Below are 23113 nucleotides of genomic sequence, written 5' to 3'. Positions count from 1 at the left end.
GGAATGGTGGCGGAACGCTCCCACAGTCGTGCCAAAGGCACGCCTACAGCGTGACGACGGCGGATCGGGCGCGTGCGCGATTCCTTACATCGCGCATTTGGAAGAAAACGGGCACCGCCCGTTGCGTGTAACTTCCTGTTAAATTGGGGAGTTTCGCGGCCGTTTTGTACGAAGTGTATGAACGGGCCGGTAAGGAAGCCCCTCTACACGCTATCCACCCCCTGTTGTCATCCCCGCGCAGGTGGGGATCTGGTGGCGTTGGGGGCGGGGATTCCGGGTCTTCGCTTTGCTCCGCCCGGAATGACAGGGGGCCGCGCGCTGTCATCCCCGCGTAGGCGGGGATCTGGTGGCGTGGGTCGGAGATTCCGGGTCTTCGCTTTGCTTCGCCCGGAATGACAGGAGGGGCGTGATCATCCCTGCGAGGGTAGGGGGTGCCCCCGCCCGTGCAAGCGGAGGCGGGGGGTTACTTGGCGCGGACGCGGAACAGGCGGGTGACGATGACGAAGAACAGCGGCACGAAGAGCACGCCCAGCACCGTCGCCGAGATCGTCCCGCCCAGCACGCCGGAGCCGATGGCGTTACGTCCGCCCGAGCCGGCACCGGTGCTGAGCACCAGCGGCAGAACCCCCAGCGAGAAGGCCATCGAGGTCATGATGATCGGGCGGAACCTCTGGGTGGCCGCCTCGACCACCGCGTCGAGCAGCGGTTCGCCCTGGGCGTAGCGGTCGCGGGCAAACTCGACGATCAGGATCGCGTTCTTGCCGGTCAGCCCGATCACCGTCAGCAGCCCGACCTGGAAGAACACCCCGTTTTCGTAGCTGCCCAGCCAGGCGCCGGTCAGCGCGCCGAGCACGCCGATAGGCATCGCCAGCATCACCGCGAAGGGGATCGACCAGCTTTCGTAGAGGGCGGCCAGAGACAGGAACACCGCCGCCAGCGACAGCGCGTAGAGCAGCGGGGCCTGGTTGCCGGACTCGCGTTCCTCGAGCGACAGCCCGGTCCAGGCCACGTCGTAGCCGCCGCCAAGCTGGGCTGCCAGGCGCTCGATCTCGGCCATTGCCTCGCCGGTGGAGACGCCGGGTGCGGGCGAGCCCTGGATCTGCAGCGCCGGCACGCCGTTGTAACGGTAGAGGCCCTGCGGCCCGTACTGCCAGCTGCCCTCGGCGAAGTTCGAGAACGGGACCAGCCCGCCGGTGGCATTGCGCACGCGCCATTTCTCGATGTCGCTGGGCGTTGCGCGGTCTGCGGCTTCGCCCTGGACATAGACCCGCTTGATCCGGCCCTGGTCGATGAAGTCGTTGACGTAGGAGCCGGCCCAGGCCACCTGCAGCAGCGCGCCGACGGCGGTGGGGGTCAGGCCCATCGCGCCGGCCTTGCGCCAGTCGATGTCGAGGTTGAACTGCGCCGCGTCGGTCAGCCCGTTGGGCCGGGCCGAGGCGATCAGCGGGCTTTGCGCCGCCATGCCGAGAAGCTGGTTGCGCGCCGCCACGTGGTCTTCGTGCGATTGCCCGCCGCGCGCCTGCAGGTAGAAGTCGAAGCCCGAGACGTTGCCAAGCTCGATCACCGAGGGCGGCACGATGGGGAACACCATGGCGTCGCGGATCTGGCTGAAGGCGCCAAAGGCGCGGCCGGCCAGTGCCTGCACGCTTTGCGTGGGCGATGGGCGTTCGCTCCAGTCCTTGAGCTGGACAAAGGCCAGCCCCATGTTCTGACCCGCGCCGGCGAAGGAGAAGCCGACCACGCCGAACATGGACTTCACCGTGTCGGTCTCCTGCGTCAGGTAGTAGTCCTCGATCTGTTTCATCACCTCGCGGGTGCGCTCGGCGGTGGCGCCGGTCGGGGCCTGCACGAGGGTGAAGAGAATGCCCTGGTCCTCGTCCGGAAGGAAACCGGTGGGGGTGCGCATGAACAGGCTGACCATCGCCCCGGCCATCAGCAGGTAGAGCAGCCCGACCCGGAACGGGCGGCGAAGCCCCCAGCGGACGGTGCCGGCATAGCCGCGCGAGACCCCGCTGAAGCCCAGGTTGAACCAGCGGAACGGACCGCGCCGTGCGGCGTGGTCGCTGGAGCGCAGCAGCGAGGCGCAGAGGGCGGGGGTCAGGGTGAGGGCGACCACCACCGAGAGCGCCATCGCCGAGACGATGGTGATCGCGAACTGCTGGTAGATCACGCCGGTGGAGCCGGGAAAGAAGGCCATCGGCACGAACACTGCCGAGAGCACCATGGCGATGCCGATCAGCGCGCCGGAGATCTGGCCCATCGACCTGTGCGTCGCCTCGCGCGGACCCAGCCCCTCTTCCTCCATGATCCGCTCGACGTTCTCGACCACCACGATGGCGTCGTCCACAAGCAGGCCGATGGCCAGCACCATTGCCAGCATGGTCAGGGTGTTGATGGTGAATCCGGCCGCCGCCAGGATGCCGAAGGTGCCGAGCAGCACCACCGGCACCGCCAGTGTCGGGATCAGCGTGGCGCGCAGGTTCTGCAGGAACAGCAGCATGACCAGGAACACCAGCACGATCGCCTCGAACAGGGTCTTGATCACCTCTTCGATCGAGATCTCGACAAAGGGGGTGGTGTCATAGGGGACGACGTATTCCATCCCCTCGGGGAAGAAGCGGGCAAACTCCTCCATCCGGGCCTTGACCACATTGGCGGTGTCCAGCGCGTTGGCGCCCGAGGCGAGGCTGATCGCCATGCCGGCGGAGGGGGCGCCGTTGAACCGGGCGATGGAGGCATAGCTTTCCGCCCCGATCTCGACCCGGGCCACGTCGCCCAACAGCACCAGCCCGCCATCGGTCTCGGCGCGCAGAACGATCTGGCGGAAATCCTCGGGGGTGCTCAGCAGCGATTGCGCGGTGATGGTGGCGTTGAGCTGTTGGCCCGCGACCGTCGGGCGGCCACCGAAGGAACCGGCCGAGATCTGGGCGTTCTGGGCCGAGACGGCGGCGATCACGTCGGAGGGCGCCAGTTCGAAGGCGGCGAGTTTCGACGGGTCGAGCCAGATCCGCATGGCGTATTTCCCGCCGAACACGCGCACGTCGCCGACGCCTTCGATCCGGCTGACCTCGTCGACCACGTTGGTGACCAGGTAGTCGGAGAGGTCGACCTGGTCAAAGCTGCCGTCGGGCGAGATCAAGCTGACCACCATCAGGAACCCGGCCGAGGACTTGCGCACGGTGATGCCTTGGCGCTGGACGATCTCGGGCAGAAGCGCGCTGGCCTGCGACAGCTTGTTCTGGACCTGCACCTGGGCGATGTCGGCGTCGGTGCCGGTCTCGAAGGTCAGGGTGATCTCGGCGCTGCCGGCCGAGGTGGAGCTGGACGAGAAATAGCGCAGCCCGTCCAGCCCGGTCATCTGCTGTTCGATCACCTGGGTGACCGTGTTGGCCACGGTATCCGCCGAGGCGCCGGGATAGCTGGCGCGGATCGAGACCGAGGGCGGCGCGATCTGCGGGTATTGTGCCACCGGGAGGGTGCGGATCGCCAGGATCCCCACCCCCATGATCAGGATCGAGATGACCCAGGCAAAGACCGGGCGGTCGATAAAGAAACGGGCCATGCGCGGGCGTCCTTCAATCTGTCGTTCAGTTCGAGCCGTCGGTCGCGGCGTCGGTGGGGGCGGTGCGCTCTTGCGGGGTGACGGTGGCGCCCGGCGCGGCCTTCTGGAAGCCGGCGATCACGACGCGGTCGCCGTCGACAAGCCCGTCGTCGACCACCCAGTGATCGTCCTGGTCCTGCAGGATCGACAGCGGGCGTTCCTCGATCACGTTGTCGGCGTTCACCACCCAGGCGATGGGCCGGCCGCGGCGGTCGCGCTGGACGCCCTGTTGCGGCACCAGGAAGACTCCCTCGGCGGCCTCGACCGGCATGTCGACCTGCACGTACATCCCCGGCAGCAGCAGCCGGTCGGGGTTGGCGAATTCCATCCGCAGGGTGACCACGCCGGTTTGCGGATCGACCATGGGCTCGGCGGCGGTCAGCTTGCCGGTTTCGGCATACTCGGAACCGTCCGCCAGAGTCAGCCGCACGGTGCGGTCGGCACTGCCCAGTTGCGCCTCGGTCTCGCCGCGGCGCCAGCGCAGCAGGTCGGCGGCCGATTGGGTCACGTCGACGTGCACCGGGTCGATGTCGCGGATCACCGCCAGCGGTTGTGCCTGGCTGGCGGTGACCAGCGCGCCGGGGCTGGTCTGCGACAGGCCGATCTCGCCCGAGAGGCGGGCGCGGATGGTGGTGTGCGACAGTTCGATCTCGGCCGAGTTCAACCCGGCGCGGGCGACCTCGACGGCGGCGGCGGCGCTGTCGCGCGCGGCGAGGGCATCGTCCAGCGCCTGGTCGCTGGCGACCTTGCGCTGATGCAATTCGTTGATGCGGTCGGCCTCGCGCTGGGCGGTGCGCAACTGGGTCTCGGCCTGGGTCACGCTGGCGCGCGATTGCTGCACCACCGCCTCGTAGCTGGCCGGGTCGATCTTGAACAGCGGATCACCGGCCTCGACATGGGCGCCTTCCTGAAACAGGCGTTCGGTGATGATGCCGTTGACCTGCGGGCGCACTTCGGCCTCGGAGGAGGCGGCGACGCGGCCGGGCAGGGTCGAGGTCAGGGTGATCATCTGCGGCGCGACCGTCACCACGGTGACGGCGGCGGGGGGGCGGCCCTGCTGCTGGGCGGTGGCCGGCGCGGCCAGAAGGCCGGCGCAAGCGAGGCAGGACAGCGTCAGGCGAAAGAACGCGGACATGACGGGCCTTTCGGAAAAGAGGATTGGCATGGTGGCGGGATTGGCTTAGGAAACTAAAGCGTTTCTATAATCAGCGACAATGTCGGATGACAAGGGGTCTTTAACCGGATCCGTTCACGCCGGCGTGAACGACGGAACCGGCATGGGCAAGGCGAAGAGAAAACCAGTTGCACCCCGGCGTGGGCGGCCTGCGGTTCTGACGCCGGAGAAGCGGCAGGCGCAGATATTCGCCGCGCTCGAGGCAGTCTATCGCGAAAACGGGCTGGAGGGCGCCAGCATGGATGCGCTGGCCTGTCGCGCGGGCATGTCCAAGCGCACCATCTACACCCTGTTTCCCAGCCGCGCGGCGCTGTTGCAGGCCTATGTGGAGCAATACGGCGGCGGGTTCATCCGCCCGGTTCCAGCGTCGGCGCGGTCGCGACCCTTGGCCGAGCGGTTGCGGCTGATGCTGCCGCCGGATCTGGGCAAGGGCGGATTCGACCTGCCGCTGGAGATCCTGCGCGGCTTCGTGTCGGAATGCCCGGCCACCTCCGGTGTCGCCTGCTCGATGCTGGAGCGGACCAGCGACGTCTATCGCTGCCTTCTGGCCGAGGAGTTGGAACGCGGCTGCGCGCGGGGCGAGGTGGAGATCGACGATCTGCCCGCCGCCGCCGCACTGCTGTTCGACATGTTGCGCCCCTGGCCGATGGAATCGCTGCTCGATCCCAGGCGGTTGCCGGACGAGGCCACGATGACCGCGCGGGTGGACCTGGCGATCGAGGTTTTCCTGCGGGGGGTGACCCGCGTGCCGCTCAGCGCAGCCGCGCCGGCAGGTACTTGACCCGGCGAATCGGGATCGAGGATTCCAGCGAGGCGACACCGGGCAGTTTCGTCAGGCGCTGGGTGAGAAAACGCTCGAATTCTTCCAGGTCGCTGACGGCGACGCGCAGGAGGTAGTCGAAGCTGCCGGTCATCAGCCAGCAATCGACGATCTCGGGGCAGAGCCGCACCTCTTTCTCAAAGGCGCCGAGGCGGTCGTCGACCTGCTGGTCGAGGCGGACCGAGATGAAGACGTTGAAGCCGAACCCCAGCTTGGCCTCGTCGATCCGGGCGCTGTAGCCGGTGATATAGCCCCCGGTTTCCAACTTGCGGATGCGCCGGGCGCAGGGCGAGGGGGAGAGGCCGATCCGGTCGCTGAGCTCCTGATGGGTCAGGCGGGCGTCGGCCTGAAGCTCTTGCAGGATCTTGCAGTCGATGTCGTCCAACTGGTCGGGCATGGGGGCCGGTTTCCTTCGCCGTTCACGGGTTTGGCGCCTGAATCCGTCGCGGCTGCGGGGAACAGGCGGCAAGAAGGACGATAATACCCGCAAGCTCGGGTGTATACCGGCGCAAAGGAGAAGAAAATGCCCAGCACCCCCGAGCATCGCAAGTCCGAACATCTCAAGACCGTCGAGCAGCGCCTGTTGTGGCTGTCGCACTGGATGATCCACCATGCCAACCACATCCGCCCCAAGGTGGACGGCATCAAGGTGGGCGGTCACCAGGCGTCGTCGGCCTCGATGGTGTCGATCATGACGGCGCTGTATTTCTCGGCACTGCGCCCCGAGGACCGGGTTGCGGTCAAGCCGCATGCCTCGCCGATCTTTCACGCGATGCAATACCTGATGGGGAACCTTGACCGCGAGCGCATGGAAAACTTTCGCGGCTATGGCGGGGTGCAAAGCTATCCCAGCCGAACCAAGGACATCGACGATGTCGATTTCTCGACAGGGTCGGTGGGGCTGGGGGTGGCGATCACCTCTTTCGCCTCTCTGGTGCAGGATTACATCGCGGCGAAAAGCTGGGGCGCGGGGGCGCCGATGGGGCGCATGGTGGCGCTGGTCGGCGATGCGGAGCTGGACGAGGGCAACATTTACGAGGCGTTGCAGGAGGGGTGGAAGAACGACCTGCGCAACACCTGGTGGATCATCGACTATAACCGTCAATCGCTGGACGGGATCGTGCGCGAGGGGCTGTTCGGGCGGATCGAGAAGATCTTTGACGCCTTTGGCTGGGACGTGGTCAAGGTCAAGCACGGTGTGTTGCAGCGCGCCGCCTTTCAGGAGCCGGGCGGTGACAGGTTGCGCGACTGGATCGATGCCTGTCCGAACCAGGAATATTCGGCGCTGACGTTTCGCGGCGGCGCGGTCTGGCGCAAGCGGCTGCTTGACGACCTGGGCGACCAGGGCGAGGTGACCGCGCTGATCGAGCGGCGCAGCGATGCGGAACTGGCGGCGCTGATGGAGAACCTGGGCGGCAACTGCGTCGAGACCATGGCCGAGAGTTTCGCCGCCATCGACCATGACCGCCCGACCTGTTTCCTGGCCTATACGGTCAAGGGCTGGGGCACGCCGATCGCGGGGCACAAGGACAACCACGGCGGGCTGATGAACTCCACCCAGTTCGCCCAGTGGCAAGCGCACATGGGCGTGCCAAAGGGCGAGGAGTGGGCGCCGCTGGCCACCGTCGATGATCCCGAGGGGTTCAAGGGTTTTCTCGCCGGTGTTCCCTTTTTCGCCAAGGGGCGCCGGCGCTATCGTGATGACCGGCTGACAGTGCCGGCGGTCGCGGTGGACACCTCGCGCGAGATCTCGACGCAGATGGCCTTTGGCAAGATCCTCGATGATCTGAGCAAGGGCGACAGCGACCTGGCGGCGCGGATCCTGACCATGTCGCCGGATGTGACCGGAACGACCAACCTCGGCCCCTGGGTGAACCGGCGCAAGCTGTTTGCCCGCACCGGTCAGGCCGATGCCTTTATCGAGCATCGCATCCCCTCGACCGCGAAATGGGAGTTCACGCCGCTGGGCCAGCATATCGAGCTGGGCATCGCCGAGATGAACCTGTTCCTGCTGCTGGGGGCTGCGGGGCTGTCGCATTCGCTGTTCGGCAAGCGGCTGTTCCCGATCGGCACGGTCTATGACCCCTTTGTCGCGCGCGGGCTCGATGCGCTGAACTACGCCTGTTACCAGGACGCGCGGTTCATGATCGTGGGCACCCCCTCTGGGGTGACGCTGGCGCCGGAGGGCGGGGCGCACCAATCCATCGGCACGCCGCTGATCGGGATGGCGCAGGACGGGCTTGCCGCCTTTGAGCCGGGGTTCGCCGACGAGTTGGCGGTGATCATGGAGTGGGGCTTCGACTACATGCAGCGCGAGGGCGCAGGCGATCTGGACGAGCGGACATGGCTGCGCGACGAGACCGGCGGGGCGGTGTACCTGCGGCTTTCGACCAAGCCGCTGGAGCAGCCGGGCAAGCGTGTCGATGACGCGTTTCGGCAGGGGGCCATCGACGGGGCCTATTGGCTGCGCAAGCCGGGGCCGAATTGCAGCGTCGTCATCGCCTATCAGGGGGCGGTCGCGGACGAGGCCATCGCGGCGGCGGGTCTCGCCGGGGAACACCGGCGGGATATCGGCGTTCTGGCGGTGACCTCGGCGGATCGGCTCAATGCCGGGTGGACCGCCGCACAGCGGGAACGCGCGCGGGGCAACAGTGGCGCGGTCAGCCATGTGGAGCGCTTGTTCGCTGAATTGCCGGCGACATGCAGCCTTGTCACCGTGCTGGACGGTCATCCCGCCACCCTGTCCTGGCTCGGCTCGGTCGCCGGGCATCGCACCATCGCGCACGGGGTCGAGCATTTCGGGCAGACCGGGTCGATCGGGGATCTTTACCGTCACTTCCGCATCGACCGGACCGCCCTTCTGGACTCGATCAGCCGTCTGACGCATGGTCCGGCCATCAGGTAAGACGCCCGCCGGGCGAGAGGAGACCCCCGCATGAAGCTTTCGCGATATGGCGACCGGAACGGTCGCAAGATTCCCTGTCTGATGGATGCCGATGGCGTGGCGCGGGATGTCTCTGCCGTGGTCGGGGATTTCGGACCGGAGACGCTGTCGCCCGAGCTTTTGGGCCGTCTCGCGGCGGTGGACCCGGCGACGCTGCCGGTGGTCGATGTCGCGGGCAAACGGCGGGCCGCGCCGGTGGCGCAGCCGCGCAACATCTGGTGCATCGGGCTGAACTATTCCGACCACGCGGCGGAGGCGGGCATGCCGGTGCCGAAAGAGCCGATCCTGTTTGCCAAGTCGGGCGTCACCTATTGCGGGCCCGATGACGACATCCTGAAATCGCCCAAGATGACGAAGCTGGATTGGGAGGTCGAACTGGGCATCGTGATCGGCAAGCCGGCGCTGAATATCACCAGGGACGCGGCGATGGAGCATGTCGCCGGTTTCGTCGTGGTCAACGACGTCTCGGAACGGGCCTGGCAGATCGACCGGGGCGGCCAGTGGGTCAAGGGCAAGAGCTTTCCCAACTTCTGCCCGACCGGTCCCTTTCTGGTCACGCCGGACGAGATCGCCGACGTGCAGGCGCTGGACATGTGGCTGGAGGTCAACGGCACCCGGATGCAGACCGGCAATACCGGCACGATGATCTTCGACGTGGCGACCATCGTCAGCTACCTGTCCGAGTTCACCCGGCTGGAACCGGGCGACCTGATCTGTACCGGCACGCCGCCGGGGGTGGGCATGGGCAAGGTGCCGCCGGTCTGGCTGAACGAGGGCGACGTGGTGACGCTGGGGGTCGAGGGGCTGGGCGCGCAGCGGCAGAGGGTGCGCGCGCTGGGCGCCTAGGCGTTCGGGCCGCCGCGCTGACCTGTTTACGACAGGCTGACCCCGTTAGGAGGCCAGTCTGCGGGCCGGTTCCTGGTCGCAGCCGGCCAGCGGCAGCAGCGGGATGTCGACGAAAAAGGTGGTGCCCTCGCCAAGGCGGCTTTCATAGGAGATGGAGCCGCCCATGCGTTCGACCAGCAGCTTGGCGATGTGCATCCCCAGGCCGGAGCCGCCCGAGGCCCGGGTCGAGGAGCCGTCGACCTGGTTGAAGCGGCCAAAGACCTTGTCCTCGGAGCCCTCGGGGATGCCGAGGCCGTGATCCCGGATCGTCATGCGGACGCTGGTGCCGCGTTCGACGATCGCGCATTCGACAACCCCGTCCTTGGGGGAGAATTTCACCGCGTTCGACAGCACGTTTCCGACCACCTGCTTCATTCTGAAGGGATCGATATTCACCCGCCGGGGTTCGTCGTCGGAGTCGACGGTGAGCCGGACATCGGCCTCATTGGCGTGGGCCTCAAGCTCCTGCACGGTCTCGCGCAGGAAGTCGGTGGGGTCGACATCCTGGAAATCGAGGGCCATCTCGTTCAGGTCCAGCTTTTGCAGATCGAGAATGTCGTCGATGAGACGCGACAACCGGACGCTGTTCTTTCCGGCGATGGTCAGGAGTTTCCGGATCGGATCGCTGATCTCGCCCGCGACGCCGGAAAGGGCCAGGTCGAGCCCGCCCTTGACCGAGGTGAGGGGGGTGCGCAACTCGTGGCTGATGACGGCGAGAAATTCGCTCTTGGCGTGGTTGGCCGCCTCGGCGCGCACCAGGGCATCGCGCAGCGCCTCGGCCGAGTGTTCCCGTTCGGTGATGTCGACCAGCGACACCGACCAGCCCATCAGGTTGCTTTTGGTCTGGATCGGGCTGGCGATCGGAAGGGCACGCACATCATAGATCCGCTCTCCGAAGGACACCGGGTCGGGGCTCTCGAGGTCGCCGGTCTCCGCCAGGTGGGCCAGGATCGGGCCGATCTTGTCGAGGCGATCGAGGTCCTCGCCATGGGTCGGCATCTGGTCCGCGAACAGCGCTTGCGCGGCAGGGTTCGCGCCGGCGAAGTGGCCGCAGGCGTCCATGACGATCACCGGGTCATGGGTGGCGTAGAACAGCAGGTCGCGCCCCAGGGCCTCGGTGTCCATCAGCCGGTTGTTCGCCAGCAGCCAGCTGAAGGCGATCAGAACGCCGGTGAACATGAAGGAGGTCGGGTCGAACCCGAAAATGGTGAACCCCCAGTAGATATAGGCCACGTTGGCGGCCAGCGGGGCGAGGGTGATGAGGATCAGGATCGCCAGGAATGGCCTGATGTTCTTCTCGGCCTTCACGAAGGCATAGGCGAGAAAGCCCACGGCGCTTGCCGCGAAGATGTAGAGCCAGGAGGCGATCGCGTAAAACAGCGGGCCGTGATGGAAAACGACGAAGGTCTGGGTGCCTTCGGTCACCAGCCTTGTGCCGGTGCCGTAGAGCAGGTGGTGCCAGGGATTGGTCAGCGCAATGAGGCCCGCTGCGGTCGGAAGGCTCACAAAGCCCAGGCGGCGGAGCGGCTTGGATCCCGGCCGGATGTTCATCGTGTAATCGAAAACGAAGAACGCCCATGCCATCGGCATCAGCATGATCGCGGGCCAGGCCGCCAGCGCCCAGGTGACCTTGCACGCCAGCCCCTGCGAAGCCAGTTCGAGCGTGACCGCGGCCAGCCACCAGAGCATGGCGGTGAAGGCCACGATGAAAGAGCGCTTGCCGGCAAAGCGATGGTTCCGGACGACCCAGACAAGAACGAGCGCGCCGAGCAGCCACAGGGCCGCGACCGTGGCGGGCACCACGGTCAGTTCCAAACGCGCAAGGCAGGTCATGTCGCAGCCCTCATCGCAGTATCCCGTTTGTCCCTCGTGGCTTTGCCGGTGCGGTGTGCAGGTTGGTTCATATCAGCATCGTCATCATTTCCAATCGATAGAAACCAAAGGTGGTTTAAACTCTTTAACCAGTATTTCGGCTTGTGACGGTCGAAGGTGGTCAAAAAAAGGCAATACTGGGGAACCTTCGGGTGGTCGCCGCAGCCGCCCGGAAAAACGTGACCGGGCCGATCCCGTGTCAAACGTCTATGCAGGGTGCATTTTTGCCGCTAGCCTGACGTAGGGTCATGTAGTTTGAGATTTCCGAATGTCCGAGTTTGCTCTTGAAGGCCCGGAGTTGAAGAAGATGGTCAAGCTGTCGCGCAAGCAGCCGCTGCCGTTCGCCTTCAACCCCGGAAAATCCGACGACGATCATTACTTTGCCCTGCATCGGCGGCGTCCTGCGGCGGTGCTGGGCAAGGTCGCCAAGAGCGAAGGGGCAGGGACCAAGGCGGCGTTCGGCAGTTGCAAGGTTGAAGGCCGGGTGATGCAGCTGACCTGCGAGGTCGTGGTGCCGACCATGGCCAAGCGGCTGAAGAAATTCCTCAAGGCGAACAAGATCACGCTGAACGTCGAGATCCTCGATGCCGACGGCAATGTGCTGGAGGCCGATATCGAGGATCTGCCGGACGATGCCGAGCTGTTCGAGGACGACGGGGAGGCCGGCGATGCGCCGCAGGAGCAGGCCGACGCCGGGGCCGCAGATCTGGACGCGCAACCGGCCCCGCAACCGGATGTCCCTGATGCCGCCGCGCTGTTGGCGCGGATCAAGGCGGCGCAGCCCCGGATCGCCGCCGCGCCCAAACCGGTCGCGGACACGCTGACACAGGCGCTGAAAAAGGTGGTTGTCGACATCAAGGCGCAGAACCTTGCCGGGGCGGCGGCGGTGATGGACCAGATCGACGGGGTCCTGGCCCGGGTGGCCGCCCAACCCGCAGCCGCAGAACCGCCGCAGGATCGCGGCGAGGCGCCGGACGCGGGGGCTGTGACCGCCGATATCCGCGCGCTGGCGCAGGATGCGCAGAAGCTGCCCGATCCGTTCAAGGCCAAGGTGGTCAAGCCGATCCAGCAGCTTGGCGCGCTGGTCAAGGCCGGCGAGCTGGCCCGCGCCGCGCAGGGGGTGGCCAAGGTCCGCCAGGCGATTGACACGCTGAGTGCGCAGGCCGCCCCGCCGTCCCCAGAGGCAGTGCCGGAGCCGCCGCAGGGCGAGGCCCTAGACGTGCAGGCCGAGTGGGAGGCCGCCCATGCCGCGCTGAAGCCCCGGGCGGAGGCGGCGATCGCGGAGCAGCGCTTCGCCTCGCAGGCGGTTCAGGACACCTTCGAGATGCGTCTGAACTACGCCGAGGGCAGCGCCAGCGAGGCCACGCCAGAGGGGTATGCGGCAGCGCTCAAGACTCTGCCGGGGTTGCAGAAAATGCTCGACGAGGCGGCGGGAAACGCCGCCGGAACCTCCGGCCCCGAGGTTGGCGAGGACGTGCAGCCCTTTGCCGTCAGCCGGTTGAAATGGGAAAAGACGCGGGAAACGATGCACGCCGAGTTGGACAAGCTCAAGACCGCGATCGCGACGGCCTGCAAATCGGAACCGGGGCTGGCCGACCTGGCCGACATGGTCGGGGATCTGGACGATTACCTCAAGGCATTGGACACCCGTCTGATCGACCGGTTGGACGAGGTGGTGAACGCCCCGCAGGGGCCAGAACGCGAGGCCCGCAAAGAGGCCGCGCGCAGCGTTCTGGCCGAGTATCAGAGCGAACTGCAGACCGATTTTTTCGCGGATGTGGATGGCAACAACGGGTTCGTGAACGTCTCTGTCGCCGCATCGGCCTCCTCCGCGCTGGCAGAGATCGCCGAGGTGCTGGCCCCGCGCGGCTGAGCGCCGTGAGATCGAAAAAGGAAGAGATCCGTGCCCTTTGACTTTTCAGATGCGCAAATGCGGTTCCTGGGGCGGTACCTTGGCCCGCTGGAGGCGCTGATCCAGAAACGTAGCCTGTTTCGCCGGAAGAAGACCCGCCAGAACAACAACCGGGAGATTGCCGCGGCAATCGAAACGCTCAAGAGCGATTTCTCCGAGTGGTTGGTGGCGCGCGATGCGGCGATGGAGAAGATCGAGGAGATCGAGATCCGCCACGACCTGTCGCAGGTGCCTGCGCAAGCTGAGAAGGTCGCCGCGCTCAGGCGGCGTCATCTGGACATCGTGACCCAGGTCCGTGCCGCGCCCGAAGACGCGCCAATCTTCACCCAGGGTGTCGCGGACATGCGCACCCTTGGGCGCCTGGTCGATGCGCTGGCCGGTGAGATCGACGCGGCCATCGCGGCGCTGGTGCCACCGGCGCCGACCGAATTGTTCGACAGGTCGCTGGCGCAGGTCGAGGGGATCGCGTCGTTTCGGGACAATCCGACCCTCAGCCCCTCGATCACGTCGAAACGGCTGGAAGATGACGACGCCGAGATGCAGCGCGCCACCGCCCTGGGCGAGCATAGCCGGCTGTGCGACGCCGCCCGCATCGCGATCACGCGGTTGCGCGACCGGTTCGTCGCGGCAGGAGAGGGGGCCGACCTGGAAAAGCAGGCCCGCATCGCCGTCATGGACCTGGAATTGGCGCTGAAACCGGTTCATGCCAGCCTGTCCGGGGCGGTGGCCTCGGGGGCGACCGCGACGCTTGAGGACATGAGCCAGGGTGGCGACGAGGTGGCGGCGCGCGAATTGGCCCGCACCGACCGGCTGAAGGCGGATGCCGAACGGCTGGACAGTGCGCTGGACAAGATCGACGACAAGATCGACGGGCTGCGACAAGAGGCCGAGGCCGCCGAGGGGTTCCAGGAAAAGCGGGCGCTGCTGGCGCAGATCGCCGAGGAAACCGACCGCCGCGACGCGCTGGATGACCGGGCGCGCCAGATGGATGCCTATCGTGCCAGTGCCGCGCAGCGGGTGGAAAGGATGCTCGGGGCGGTGTCGTTGCAGGCGGCGGCCGAGGATCGGCTGGCCGAGATCGACCCGGATGCAGACGATCTTGACGCCACGCTGACCGAATGGGCCTCGCAACGCCCCGAGGGGGCCAGGCCGATCGCGCCGCTTGATCCCGACAACGCGATGAGCCGCAAGGAGATCCGCACCGAACAGGAGGTGATCCTTGCCAATATCGTCTATCTGAAGACGGCGGTAACACGCAGCGCCTCCAAGATCGTGGTGGATGCCAAGCTGTATCCCGACGAGACCGACGTGACCGAGATCTCCATCGCGCAAAGGGACTCCCTGCTGCGGATGCTCACCCTTGCAGAGGGCCTGTGCGACAAGGACAAGCACGCCGAGGCCCGCGCGCTGCACCGGGACGTGCAATCGCTGTGGCAGGATTTCATCGCGGCGCGCAGTTTCGCCTTGCCCGACCCGACGGAGAATGGCCCGGACCTGTCCATGCGGGTGACGCGCGCGGTCAAGCAGTTGGCGGCCTCGATCGAACGGCTGTGGGGCATGGGCGGGGATGACGCCCCGTTCCGTGACTGGCTGAAGGATCTGAAGGACGACGCGGGGGCGGCCAAGGCCGAGGCGGCTCCGGATTACCGGGCGATTCTGGCAGAGATCGACGCGATGGAGCGTGATCTTGCGCTGGCGCTGCGCGAAACGGCGCAGCTCACGCCCGAGGATGAGGACGCAAAGCAAGAGGCGGCGCAAACCGCGTCGAAACTCGCCGGGTCGCTGTTGTCGCTTTATCGTACCGAGCCGATTGCAGAGGGCGATATCGCCGGTGTGCACCCCAACGATCTGTTGGTGGTGGTGCAGGACGACGGCAGCAAGGAATACCATCGCATCAAGCTGCGCGACGACGACACCGTGCAACGCCGCGAGGACAAGCACATCCCGCGCGAGGCAATCGACGCGCTGCGCCAGCAGATGCAGATGCTGGACCAGATGGCCGGGTCGGAGGTTGCGGGCAGCGCCGAGGCCATCGCCGCTGCCGCGCAGAAGGCGGAAGAGATGCGTGCGGCCATTGCCGGGGGCGGCGCGGATTACAAGCGAGTCACCGATGCGCTGTTGGCCTTTGACAGGAAGATGGCTGACAAGAAGCTCAAGGAATGGCGGATGAACGGGGCCGAGCCGCTGACCGCGCGCAAGGACAAGTTCGCGTCAAGCTATGCCGGTGCGATGCTGCCCGGCGATGCCGCGACCGAGGCCGAGCAGTTGCTGTCGGAGGCCGAGGCGCTGGTCACGGCGACGGGGCCACTCAAGGAAAAGTACAAAGACGTCAAGGGCACGCTGGACGGCATCGAGAACAAGCTCTCGGCCAAGCCCAAGGGCGATGATGCGACCCTTGGAAAGGTGCTGGCCGATCTGATCAGGAACGGCCCGGCGGCGGTCAGCACCGGGCCGCTGAGCATCGCGGAAATGACCGAGGTGCAGCGGTTGCAGGAGGAGATCACCGCCGCGCTGGACAAGATCAAGGAGTTGGGCCAGCACGGCACCGGGGTTCAGGGTGTCTTGCGCAAGTCTCTGGGCGAGGTGCGCAAGACGCTTGAGACCAAGTCCGAACAGGGCGTGCTGAAGGCCGAGCAGGATACCGCCACGCTGGACGGCCTGGTCGATGCCGAGCTGGCCCGGGTCCAGGTCAGGCCCTCGGACGATCCGATGGCCTATCTTCGCCAGATCGCGGCCCTGACCAAGGGGGCGGCCAAGGCCTGCGAGGACAAGGAGGCGGCGAAGACCAGGGCCGGGGAGCTGCGCGAGAGCGCCAAGACCGAGCTGGCGGCGGCGAAAACCGCGCTGGACGAGGCGACGCGGCTGGCCAGCAAGGTGGAGTACAAGGCGGTCTTTGACAGCCTGGAGGCGCAGTACAAGAGCGCGGACAAGGCCTGGAACAAGGGCAAGGGTGACGCCGAGGCGGCGATTTCCGCTTTTGAACCGGTCATCTCCAACGCGAAGGAGCTTGCCTCGGACCTCGGTAATCTGACCCCGGTTCGGACCGGGGGCGAAATCGTCGATCTCGACGGGTTCGAAGCCGCGCTGAAGACGAACATGGGCAAGGTCGGAGAGGCCGCGGTGGCGGCGGGCAGGGTCATGAGCACCCTCGCGGCGCAAAGCGAGGACCAATCCGGCGACGCCGATCTTGACGCGGCGATGACCAAGGTCCGGAACATCCTGGGCGAGGTGGCGGGGCTGTCCAACGTCATCGCCTTTCCGCCCGGCCTGCAGGGGGAGATCGACACGACCCTCGCCGAGCGGGACCCGGTCAAGAAAAAAGCGGACATGGCAACCTTGCGCGAAACGGTGCTGTCCGAGATCCGCAGGATCGCGAACCGGATCGAGGACGATCCCGCGCTGGAGGTCTACCGCGACAACCCGTTCGATCACGGGGGCAGTTGGCCGCAATTCCGCGCCACGCTTCTGGCGCTTGAGACGCAGGTGCTCAAATCCCTGAATCCGGGTCGGTAGGAGAGTGAACAGATGCCCCTGAGTGACGCAGAAATCACCTGGATCGGTTTTGTCGCCAAGCGTGACCTGGCCGTGGAAATGGCCGCCGCCGAACAGCGCGCCGCGCAGAAAAAGGCGTTCCTCGAGGACCAACTCGGCGCCAGCCTGGCCGCCACCCATGACGAGATCGACCGTGCCATGGGCCTTGTCATCGAGAACAGGGAGGACCCCGGCGCGGTGAAATCGCTATGGCTGTCGCTGACCGGACAGGAGGTGGGCACCGACAATATCCCGTGGCGGGCCACCGACGATGAACTGGCCGAGTCCGGGCTGGGCAAATGGGCCATGCGGATGGACCTGGAGGTCGATACCCGTGAGGATATTGGCCAGAGCACGATGGAGATCCCGCCCGAGAAGGCCGCCGCGATCCTGCAGGCGCACCAGCGGATCCTCGCGTTGCAGGCGCACATGGAAAACCAGCTGGACGACAACGGCGAGCGGCTGTTCTCGGACGAGGATATCCGAAAGGAGCTTTGGACGCCTCTGATGCGCGAGGGGCTGATCCCCGAGAACATGATCCCCGACAAATGCTCGGAACAGGCGATCGCCTTTCAGGGCGCGATGGATTTTTACGGCGACAAGCTGGCGGCCTATTCCGAGACCCATTCCAAGGGAATGGACAAGTTCAAGACCGGGATGCGCATCGCCAAGGAGGTGGTGACGGTGACCGGCGCCATCGTTTCGAATTCGATCACCATCTCGAACGCCACCACGGTCGCGGACAAGAACAGCGACATCAAGTCCCTCAAGAAGGAAGACGCCGACCTCAAGACCGAGCTGGACGGCACGCCGCCGCCGTCGCAGGACCGGATTACCGAGATCAACGAGCGGCGCGACGCGATCAAGACCCAGAGCAAGACGCTGACCGACCAGGTCACGCAGATGCAGAACGAAACAAAATACGCCCAGAACGCCACCGCGATCCTGCTGGGCGGGTTGAGCGGCACCGAGCTGGTGGTGGATCACGTGGCATCGAAAGAGCCCGATCCGCTGGTCAAATGGTGCAACACCATCGAGGGGGCGCTGTCGATCACCCAGACCCTTGCCGGCAAGACGGTGGATACCGCGATGCGCGGCAACGGCGCCTCGAGCGGCATGATCACCTGCGTGTCAGCGGCGATCACCGCCTCCTTCGCGGGGGTCAAGATGGTGCCGACGCTGATCCTCGCGGTCAAGGAACCCGACGACATCAAGCGCGCTAAGCTGATCGACAAGCTGATCGGCAACCTGGCCGAGACGGTGGCCTCCTCGATCACCTCGGTGGCGGGAAGGGTCACCGACGAGGCCGGCAGCACGGAGGACAGCACCGAGAAGCAGAAGCTCAAGGACCAGGCCGCCGCGCTGTCGCAGGTCGCAAGCGCGCTGAAGCTGGCGATCACTCAGGTCGGCAAGGGGCCGGCGGTGCTGCAGGCGATCAAGACCGGCAACAAGGCCGAGCTTGCCATGTTGCTGGGCGGCGCCGCGATCGCGGCGGCCTTCGGGGCCAGCTCCGAGGCGATCTATGACGGGGTGCGCGAGGATGCCGCGTCGCGCGAGATCATGGATATGGACAGCGGCGAGGCCTTGTTCCACGAGGGCACCGGCGCCGGGCAGGAGGCGGGGCAGGATGCCGGCTCGGCCGTCTCGATGGCGGCGATCACCAGCGCGCTGGACCAGATGGACAAGCCGGCGCTGGCCGGGTTGAAGGCCAGCGCAAGCGATCCGCTGGCGGGCACCTCGGCCGAGGAACTGGCGCAGCAGATCGAGCAGCAGGCCGAGGACAACGCGCGCCAGCAGGCCGAGCGCGAGCTGGCCGAGGCCTTCACCCCCGAGGCGATCGAAGAGATGATGAAGGAGGCGGACCAGGAGTTGGTCGGTTTCGAGGAGCTGTATTCCCAGGCCCATCCCGATGGCGACATCACCCAGCGCACCGCCGAGGAGATCGTGCAGGCGCAGCAGGCCATCGACCGTGCCATGGCCAATACCGCCGCACTTCGGCAAAAGGTCGCCCTGATCAACGGGTTGACCGCGACCGGGGCGGGGGTGCTGGCGGCGCTGGTGCCCGGCACCGGGGCGGTGGTGGCGGCGCAGAAGGTCGCCAAGGACATCTATGTCCTCAAGAAATGCGTCGATACCCACAACGCCTGGGTGGACTCGATGGAGGTGGCCTTTGCGGCGCAGAGCGGGGTCGCGGCGGCGGTTCAGAACACCCTGAAGAACTCCAGGATCCACCTTGATCACGCCAAGGTGTCGCTGGTGCTGCACACGGCGCAGGCGGGCGCGGCGGTGGCGCAGGTGATGGACCCGACCGGCGCGTCGTCGATCGTGTCGGCCTCGCTCTCGATGGCCGACGCTGTGGTCGAATTCGGCTACAAGATGCACGGCGAGCGGGCGATCTCGGTGGGCTGGAGCGCCTACAAGGACGCCCGCGACAATCCCGGCAACCGCAAGCGGGCGCGCAAGGCGTTGCGGCTGAACTCGACACTGGCCAAATGCTGTATCGCCTATGGCGCCTCGATCATGGGCGACCCCTCGGCGCAGCAGGCGATGCGCGCGAGCGGGCTGACGGTGGCGGCGCTGCAGAACGACAAGGACATCTGCGTCAAGCTGATCACCTATCTCGAGACCGAGTTGACCGACGATCCCACCGTGCTCCGGGTCGTCAACACCAAGGACAGCAAATGGCACCCGGGACGGCCCGAACTGACCCTCACGTCATGGATGACGTTCAAGGGGGCCGCCGCGCGCAGCGCCGAGCCGCTGCTGGCGCCGGAAAGCACCAAGACCCCGGGGCTCGACCGGTTGCTGACGGAACTGGGCAAGCTGGACAGCTGGCAGGACAAGTCGGCCATCGAGCTGGCCCGGTCCAACTATGAGAAGCTGACCGTGGCGGCGCCGGACACCCCGTTCCCGGCGCTGTTCGCGGACCTGCTCAGCGCCAACCGCGAGGCCTATGAGCTGCTGCAGCGGGCCGACACGGCGTTCTCCGCCTATGCCCCGCTCAGCGCCGCATCCTCGGTCGCTCCGCATGAAGGCATGGCGCAGATCGGGGCCAGTTTCGCCACCCTGGCCCGGCTGAACAGCGCGACGGTGGCGGCCAATATCGACGCGCTCGAAGGCTATATCGCGCTGCACGCCGCGGGGTGAGGCGGCGCAGGCCGGGCGATCACCCGGCGCTGGCGGGGCGCAGGATCCCGGCGAAGAAGGTCGACAGCGCCTCGACCCCGTCCAGCGGCAGGACATGGGCGATGTACTGGTCGGGGCGGACCACCACCATGCAGCCCCGGTCGCGGTCGATCCCGCGCATGTCAAAGATGTCGCCGGCGCCCTTGTGATCGGTGCAAAAGGCCTTCTCGTGGTCTTGCAGGCCCAGCTTGCCCTTGGTCGGTTTCAGCAGCGACGGCAAATCCTCATAGGCGAGCGCCTCGAAGGTCTGCTGGAACACCGCCCGCAGGTCGATCACCGCGTCGATATCCTCGCCCGCGCGGGTGTGCTTGACCACCGGTGAGGCCGGATCGCGTTCCAGCCAATCGGCCAGCCGGTGGATCGCCGAGCCGGGGGCCGATGTGTCCTGCTTGCCGGCAAAGGCATAGATTCGCCAGCGCCCGTCGGCCTCGGCCACATGCCCGAGCTGCATCCGCATCGCGTCCGCCACCCGCACCACCGGGGCCGAATGAAACCGGCGCCCGATTTCCAGCCCGGTGGCAAGCGCCTGGTGGGTGTCTGGCCCGATCAGGGCAGAGGGCGCGTATTGCACCGCCAGTCCGCCGGTGAACTCCAGGTTCTCGATGAACTGTTTTTGAAACCGCGGCATGTCGGTGCCGTCCAGTTCGGACTCTCCCGGCGGGGCGGACATGATCCGCGCCCATTGGTGATCGGTATCGACCAGCCGCTTGGCCTCGGCCCAGCGTTCGGCGGAATAGCTGTGCAACAGGGCCGGATCGGCGCGATGCTGAAGAACATGGGCCAGTTTCCAGCCCAGGTTGAAGGTATCCTGCATCGACACGTTCATGCCTTGCCCGGCCTTGGGGCTGTGGGTGTGGCAGGCGTCGCCGGCGGTAAAGACGCGCGGATTGCGCCGGTCCGCCGCGCCCTCGGGCACATCGTCGAAGCGGTCGGTCATCCGGTGGCCGATTTCATAGATCGACCACCAGACCACCTCTTTAACGTCGATGGTATAGGGGGCCAGGATCCGGTTGGCCGAGGCGATCATGTCGGCGGCGGTGAAATTGCGGCTGCTGACCCGCTCGTCGGGGTTCAGCTTGTCCAGTTCCACGTAGAGGCGGAACAGGTAGCCGCCCTCGCGCGGCAACAGCAGGATGTTGCCCTCGGTCGCCGAGGCGATCAGGCATTTCTGGCGCACGTCGGGGAAATCGGTGTTGGCGAGGATGTCCATCACGCCCCAAGCCTGGTGCGCCGCGTCGCCGTGAAGCTCGCCGCCGATGGATTTGCGCACCTTGGAGCGCGCGCCGTCGCAGCCCACCACGTAATTGGCCCGCACGGTGGCGGTCTCGCCCGCGTTCACGCCGGTGTTTTCCAGCGTCACGGTCACCGGGTGGTCCTCGGTGCCGGTGTCTATGGTGACGTCCCTGACCGCCCAGGAATAATCCGGTTCCAGTCGCGTGGGCGAATTCCGCATCACGTCGAGGAACAGCTCATGCACCCGCGCCTGGTTGAGCAGCGTGTGCGGCATTTCGGAGGAATCGTCGGCGACGTCCTGCACCCGGCCGATCCTGCGGATCTGCGCGGGGTTCTCGGGGTCGGCGGCCCAGAAGGCAGCCTGGTTGACCCAATAGGCCTCGCGCTTGACCGTCTCGGCAAAACCGAAGGCCTGGAACATCTCCATCGTGCGGGTGTTGACGCCGTCGGCCTGGCCCTTCTCGATCGGGCCGGGCTTGGGGTCGACGATCATGGTGTCGATGTCGGGGAACCGGGACAGTTGCGCGCCAAGGCAGAGGCCGGCAGGGCCGCAGCCGGCGATCAGCACGTCGACCTGTTCCGGCAGCGGCGCATGCGGTCCGCGGTCCCGCCGACCCGGTGCGGCGGTCTTGATATCGGGATCGCCGCCGCGAAATCCGTCCAGATAAAATTGCATGCCCGTTCCTCCCTCGTCCCATCATGGGTGTCTTGATCGACAGTGCAAGCAATATCTGTACTTACTATATAACGTCAAGAATAAATATGTAGGCATATTAAATTCAATCAATATCTTGATTTATATAAGAAAATATGAAAACTATGACGATATCTGGGAATGCATTGGCGGACTCCGGCCGTGTTTCGGGGCAGAAAATGGGGCAGGGGCCAGGCTCAACCCCGTGCCGGATGTGGCGAACCGCCCCGGATGGGCGCGCGGTGCGACAGGGGGCCACCGGAGGGCCGCCCCGCGGAAATCCACGTGGGCGTCGTTTCGTGGATCACGGCCATGCGGACGAGGCGGCAGGTGGGTTCCGCAAGCAAACCAAGCGCGTATCAAGCCCCTTCGTTTTATGTTAAGATACAGATTATCCTGAATTTTTAGGTGGGCTCATGCCGACGGAAAAACCTGACTTTATTGAAGCAGGCCACGGGGAAACAGTTGTTCTGATCCATTCCAGCGCCGCCGGTGCCAAGCAATGGCGAAGCTTGATGACCATGTTGGCCCCCGACTTCCATGTGGTGGCTGTCAATCTGTTTGGGTACGGAAAAACACGCGCATGGACAGACGGCAGGCCGCAGACTTTGGAGGATCAGGCGAAACTTGTAGAACCGTTCCTGCCGTCCGATGGCAGCAAGATTTCACTGGTCGGGCATTCATTCGGTGGCAGCGTCGCGATGAAGGTCGCCCTGATGCACAAGGACCGGGTGCGGCGCTTGGTGCTGATCGAGCCAAACCCGTTCTACCTCCTTCAACAGCAAGGACTTGGAGATGGCTACCGAGAGGCGGTCAGACTGCGGGACACGATCAGGGAAAACGGACAATCGGGATCGTGGGAAACCGCTGCCGAGGTATTCGCGGACTATTGGACGGGGGCCGGAAGCTGGGAGGCAATGCCGGATGACCGCCGATCGAGGTTTGCGGAGGCAATGAAGCCGAATTTCCACGAATGGGATGCGGTGATGAACGAGGGAACGCCCCTGTCCGAATGGGGCAAGGGCTTGCCGAAGGATACAACGGTGATTTCAGCTGCGGATACCGTTCGATCAATCGACCAGATCATTCAGTTGATGAGAGGTCACTGCTCGGACTGGCACTTTGAAAAGGTCGTTCGGGGGGGACATATGGCGATAATGTCCGAGCCCGAAAAGCTGAATCCCATCGTGGCGCGTGGGCTGAGCTGACACGTCAAATCGGGCGCATGGCGGTGAACCGACGTGTTGAGGACAGCGCCCGA

At 65.9% G+C, this 23113-nt stretch carries 12 protein-coding genes; 7 read left to right on the top strand and 5 right to left on the bottom strand.

Features of this window, described 5'->3' with window-relative positions; translation table 11 throughout:
* Positions 1 to 463: 463 nt before the first annotated feature.
* Both ABWV23_RS02710 and ABWV23_RS02705 read right to left on the bottom strand, forming a co-directional pair.
* On the bottom strand, positions 464 to 3562 hold the full coding sequence (locus tag ABWV23_RS02710) for an efflux RND transporter permease subunit (protein ID WP_353344639.1): 3099 nt from the start codon (positions 3560 to 3562) through the stop codon (positions 464 to 466).
* Positions 3563 to 3587: 25 nt separating this feature from the next.
* Entirely contained in the window at positions 3588 to 4736 is a 1149-nt protein-coding gene (locus tag ABWV23_RS02705) for an efflux RND transporter periplasmic adaptor subunit (RefSeq protein ID WP_353344637.1), read from the bottom strand.
* 79 nt (positions 4737 to 4815) lie between these two features.
* Between ABWV23_RS02705 and ABWV23_RS02700 the strand changes: the two genes are divergently transcribed.
* Positions 4816 to 5556 (top strand): TetR/AcrR family transcriptional regulator, encoded by a 741-nt coding sequence (locus ABWV23_RS02700; protein WP_353344635.1) that lies wholly within the window; start codon positions 4816 to 4818, stop codon positions 5554 to 5556.
* On the opposite strand, the gene ABWV23_RS02695 is transcribed toward ABWV23_RS02700, so the two are convergent.
* Positions 5528 to 5992 carry an Lrp/AsnC family transcriptional regulator gene (locus ABWV23_RS02695; RefSeq protein WP_353344633.1) on the bottom strand — a complete coding sequence of 155 codons (465 nt, stop codon included), beginning with the start codon at positions 5990 to 5992 and terminating at the stop codon, positions 5528 to 5530. The two genes, ABWV23_RS02700 and ABWV23_RS02695, sit on opposite strands and share 29 nt — an antisense overlap.
* Before the next feature lie 126 nt (positions 5993 to 6118).
* Between ABWV23_RS02695 and ABWV23_RS02690 the strand changes: the two genes are divergently transcribed.
* Together ABWV23_RS02690 and ABWV23_RS02685 are read left to right on the top strand one after the other, a co-directional pair.
* Complete coding sequence (locus ABWV23_RS02690; protein ID WP_353344631.1) at positions 6119 to 8500, top strand: thiamine pyrophosphate-binding protein; 2382 nt, start codon at positions 6119 to 6121, stop codon at positions 8498 to 8500.
* A gap of 30 nt (positions 8501 to 8530) precedes the next feature.
* Positions 8531 to 9385 (top strand): fumarylacetoacetate hydrolase family protein, encoded by an 855-nt coding sequence (locus ABWV23_RS02685; RefSeq protein ID WP_353344629.1) that lies wholly within the window; start codon positions 8531 to 8533, stop codon positions 9383 to 9385.
* A 45-nt stretch (positions 9386 to 9430) separates the two neighbouring features.
* On the opposite strand, the gene ABWV23_RS02680 is transcribed toward ABWV23_RS02685, so the two are convergent.
* Entirely contained in the window at positions 9431 to 11257 is a 1827-nt protein-coding gene (locus tag ABWV23_RS02680) for a histidine kinase N-terminal 7TM domain-containing protein (RefSeq protein ID WP_353344627.1), read from the bottom strand.
* Positions 11258 to 11564: 307 nt separating this feature from the next.
* Between ABWV23_RS02680 and ABWV23_RS02675 the strand changes: the two genes are divergently transcribed.
* Genes ABWV23_RS02675 through ABWV23_RS02665 form a run of 3 tightly spaced genes read left to right on the top strand, consistent with a single transcriptional unit; the run spans position 11565 to position 19886 of the window.
* Positions 11565 to 13169 (top strand): hypothetical protein, encoded by a 1605-nt coding sequence (locus ABWV23_RS02675; RefSeq protein WP_353344625.1) that lies wholly within the window; start codon positions 11565 to 11567, stop codon positions 13167 to 13169.
* 30 nt (positions 13170 to 13199) lie between these two features.
* A complete protein-coding gene (locus ABWV23_RS02670) occupies positions 13200 to 16721 on the top strand; it encodes a hypothetical protein (protein ID WP_353344623.1) in 3522 nt (1173 codons plus the stop codon).
* A 12-nt stretch (positions 16722 to 16733) separates the two neighbouring features.
* Positions 16734 to 19886, top strand: coding sequence for a FliH/SctL family protein (locus tag ABWV23_RS02665; RefSeq protein WP_353344621.1), 3153 nt, complete (start codon positions 16734 to 16736; stop codon positions 19884 to 19886).
* A 19-nt stretch (positions 19887 to 19905) separates the two neighbouring features.
* Here ABWV23_RS02665 and ABWV23_RS02660 read toward each other — a convergent pair whose 3' ends face one another.
* On the bottom strand, positions 19906 to 21834 hold the full coding sequence (locus tag ABWV23_RS02660) for an FAD-binding monooxygenase (protein WP_353344619.1): 1929 nt from the start codon (positions 21832 to 21834) through the stop codon (positions 19906 to 19908).
* A 434-nt stretch (positions 21835 to 22268) separates the two neighbouring features.
* On the opposite strand from ABWV23_RS02660, the gene ABWV23_RS02655 reads away from it, so the two are divergent.
* Positions 22269 to 23060 carry an alpha/beta fold hydrolase gene (locus ABWV23_RS02655; protein ID WP_353344617.1) on the top strand — a complete coding sequence of 264 codons (792 nt, stop codon included), beginning with the start codon at positions 22269 to 22271 and terminating at the stop codon, positions 23058 to 23060.
* Positions 23061 to 23113: the final 53 nt, after the last annotated feature.

Origin of the sequence: Aquicoccus sp. SU-CL01552 (assembly GCF_040365005.1) — a bacterium.
Lineage (GTDB): Bacteria > Pseudomonadota > Alphaproteobacteria > Rhodobacterales > Rhodobacteraceae > Antarcticimicrobium.
This window is presented reverse-complemented; position numbering and strand designations above follow the sequence as displayed.

Coding starts and splice junctions, on each gene's coding strand:
- ABWV23_RS02690 (WP_353344631.1), top strand. CDS start 6,119: ATGCCCAGCACCCCCGAGCATCGCAAGTCCGAACATCTCAAGACCGTC.
- ABWV23_RS02700 (WP_353344635.1), top strand. CDS start 4,816: ATGTCGGATGACAAGGGGTCTTTAACCGGATCCGTTCACGCCGGCGTG.
- ABWV23_RS02675 (WP_353344625.1), top strand. CDS start 11,565: ATGTCCGAGTTTGCTCTTGAAGGCCCGGAGTTGAAGAAGATGGTCAAG.
- ABWV23_RS02685 (WP_353344629.1), top strand. CDS start 8,531: ATGAAGCTTTCGCGATATGGCGACCGGAACGGTCGCAAGATTCCCTGT.
- ABWV23_RS02705 (WP_353344637.1), bottom strand. CDS start 4,736: ATGTCCGCGTTCTTTCGCCTGACGCTGTCCTGCCTCGCTTGCGCCGGC.
- ABWV23_RS02710 (WP_353344639.1), bottom strand. CDS start 3,562: ATGGCCCGTTTCTTTATCGACCGCCCGGTCTTTGCCTGGGTCATCTCG.
- ABWV23_RS02695 (WP_353344633.1), bottom strand. CDS start 5,992: ATGCCCGACCAGTTGGACGACATCGACTGCAAGATCCTGCAAGAGCTT.
- ABWV23_RS02680 (WP_353344627.1), bottom strand. CDS start 11,257: ATGACCTGCCTTGCGCGTTTGGAACTGACCGTGGTGCCCGCCACGGTC.
- ABWV23_RS02660 (WP_353344619.1), bottom strand. CDS start 21,834: ATGCAATTTTATCTGGACGGATTTCGCGGCGGCGATCCCGATATCAAG.
- ABWV23_RS02655 (WP_353344617.1), top strand. CDS start 22,269: ATGCCGACGGAAAAACCTGACTTTATTGAAGCAGGCCACGGGGAAACA.
- ABWV23_RS02665 (WP_353344621.1), top strand. CDS start 16,734: ATGCCCCTGAGTGACGCAGAAATCACCTGGATCGGTTTTGTCGCCAAG.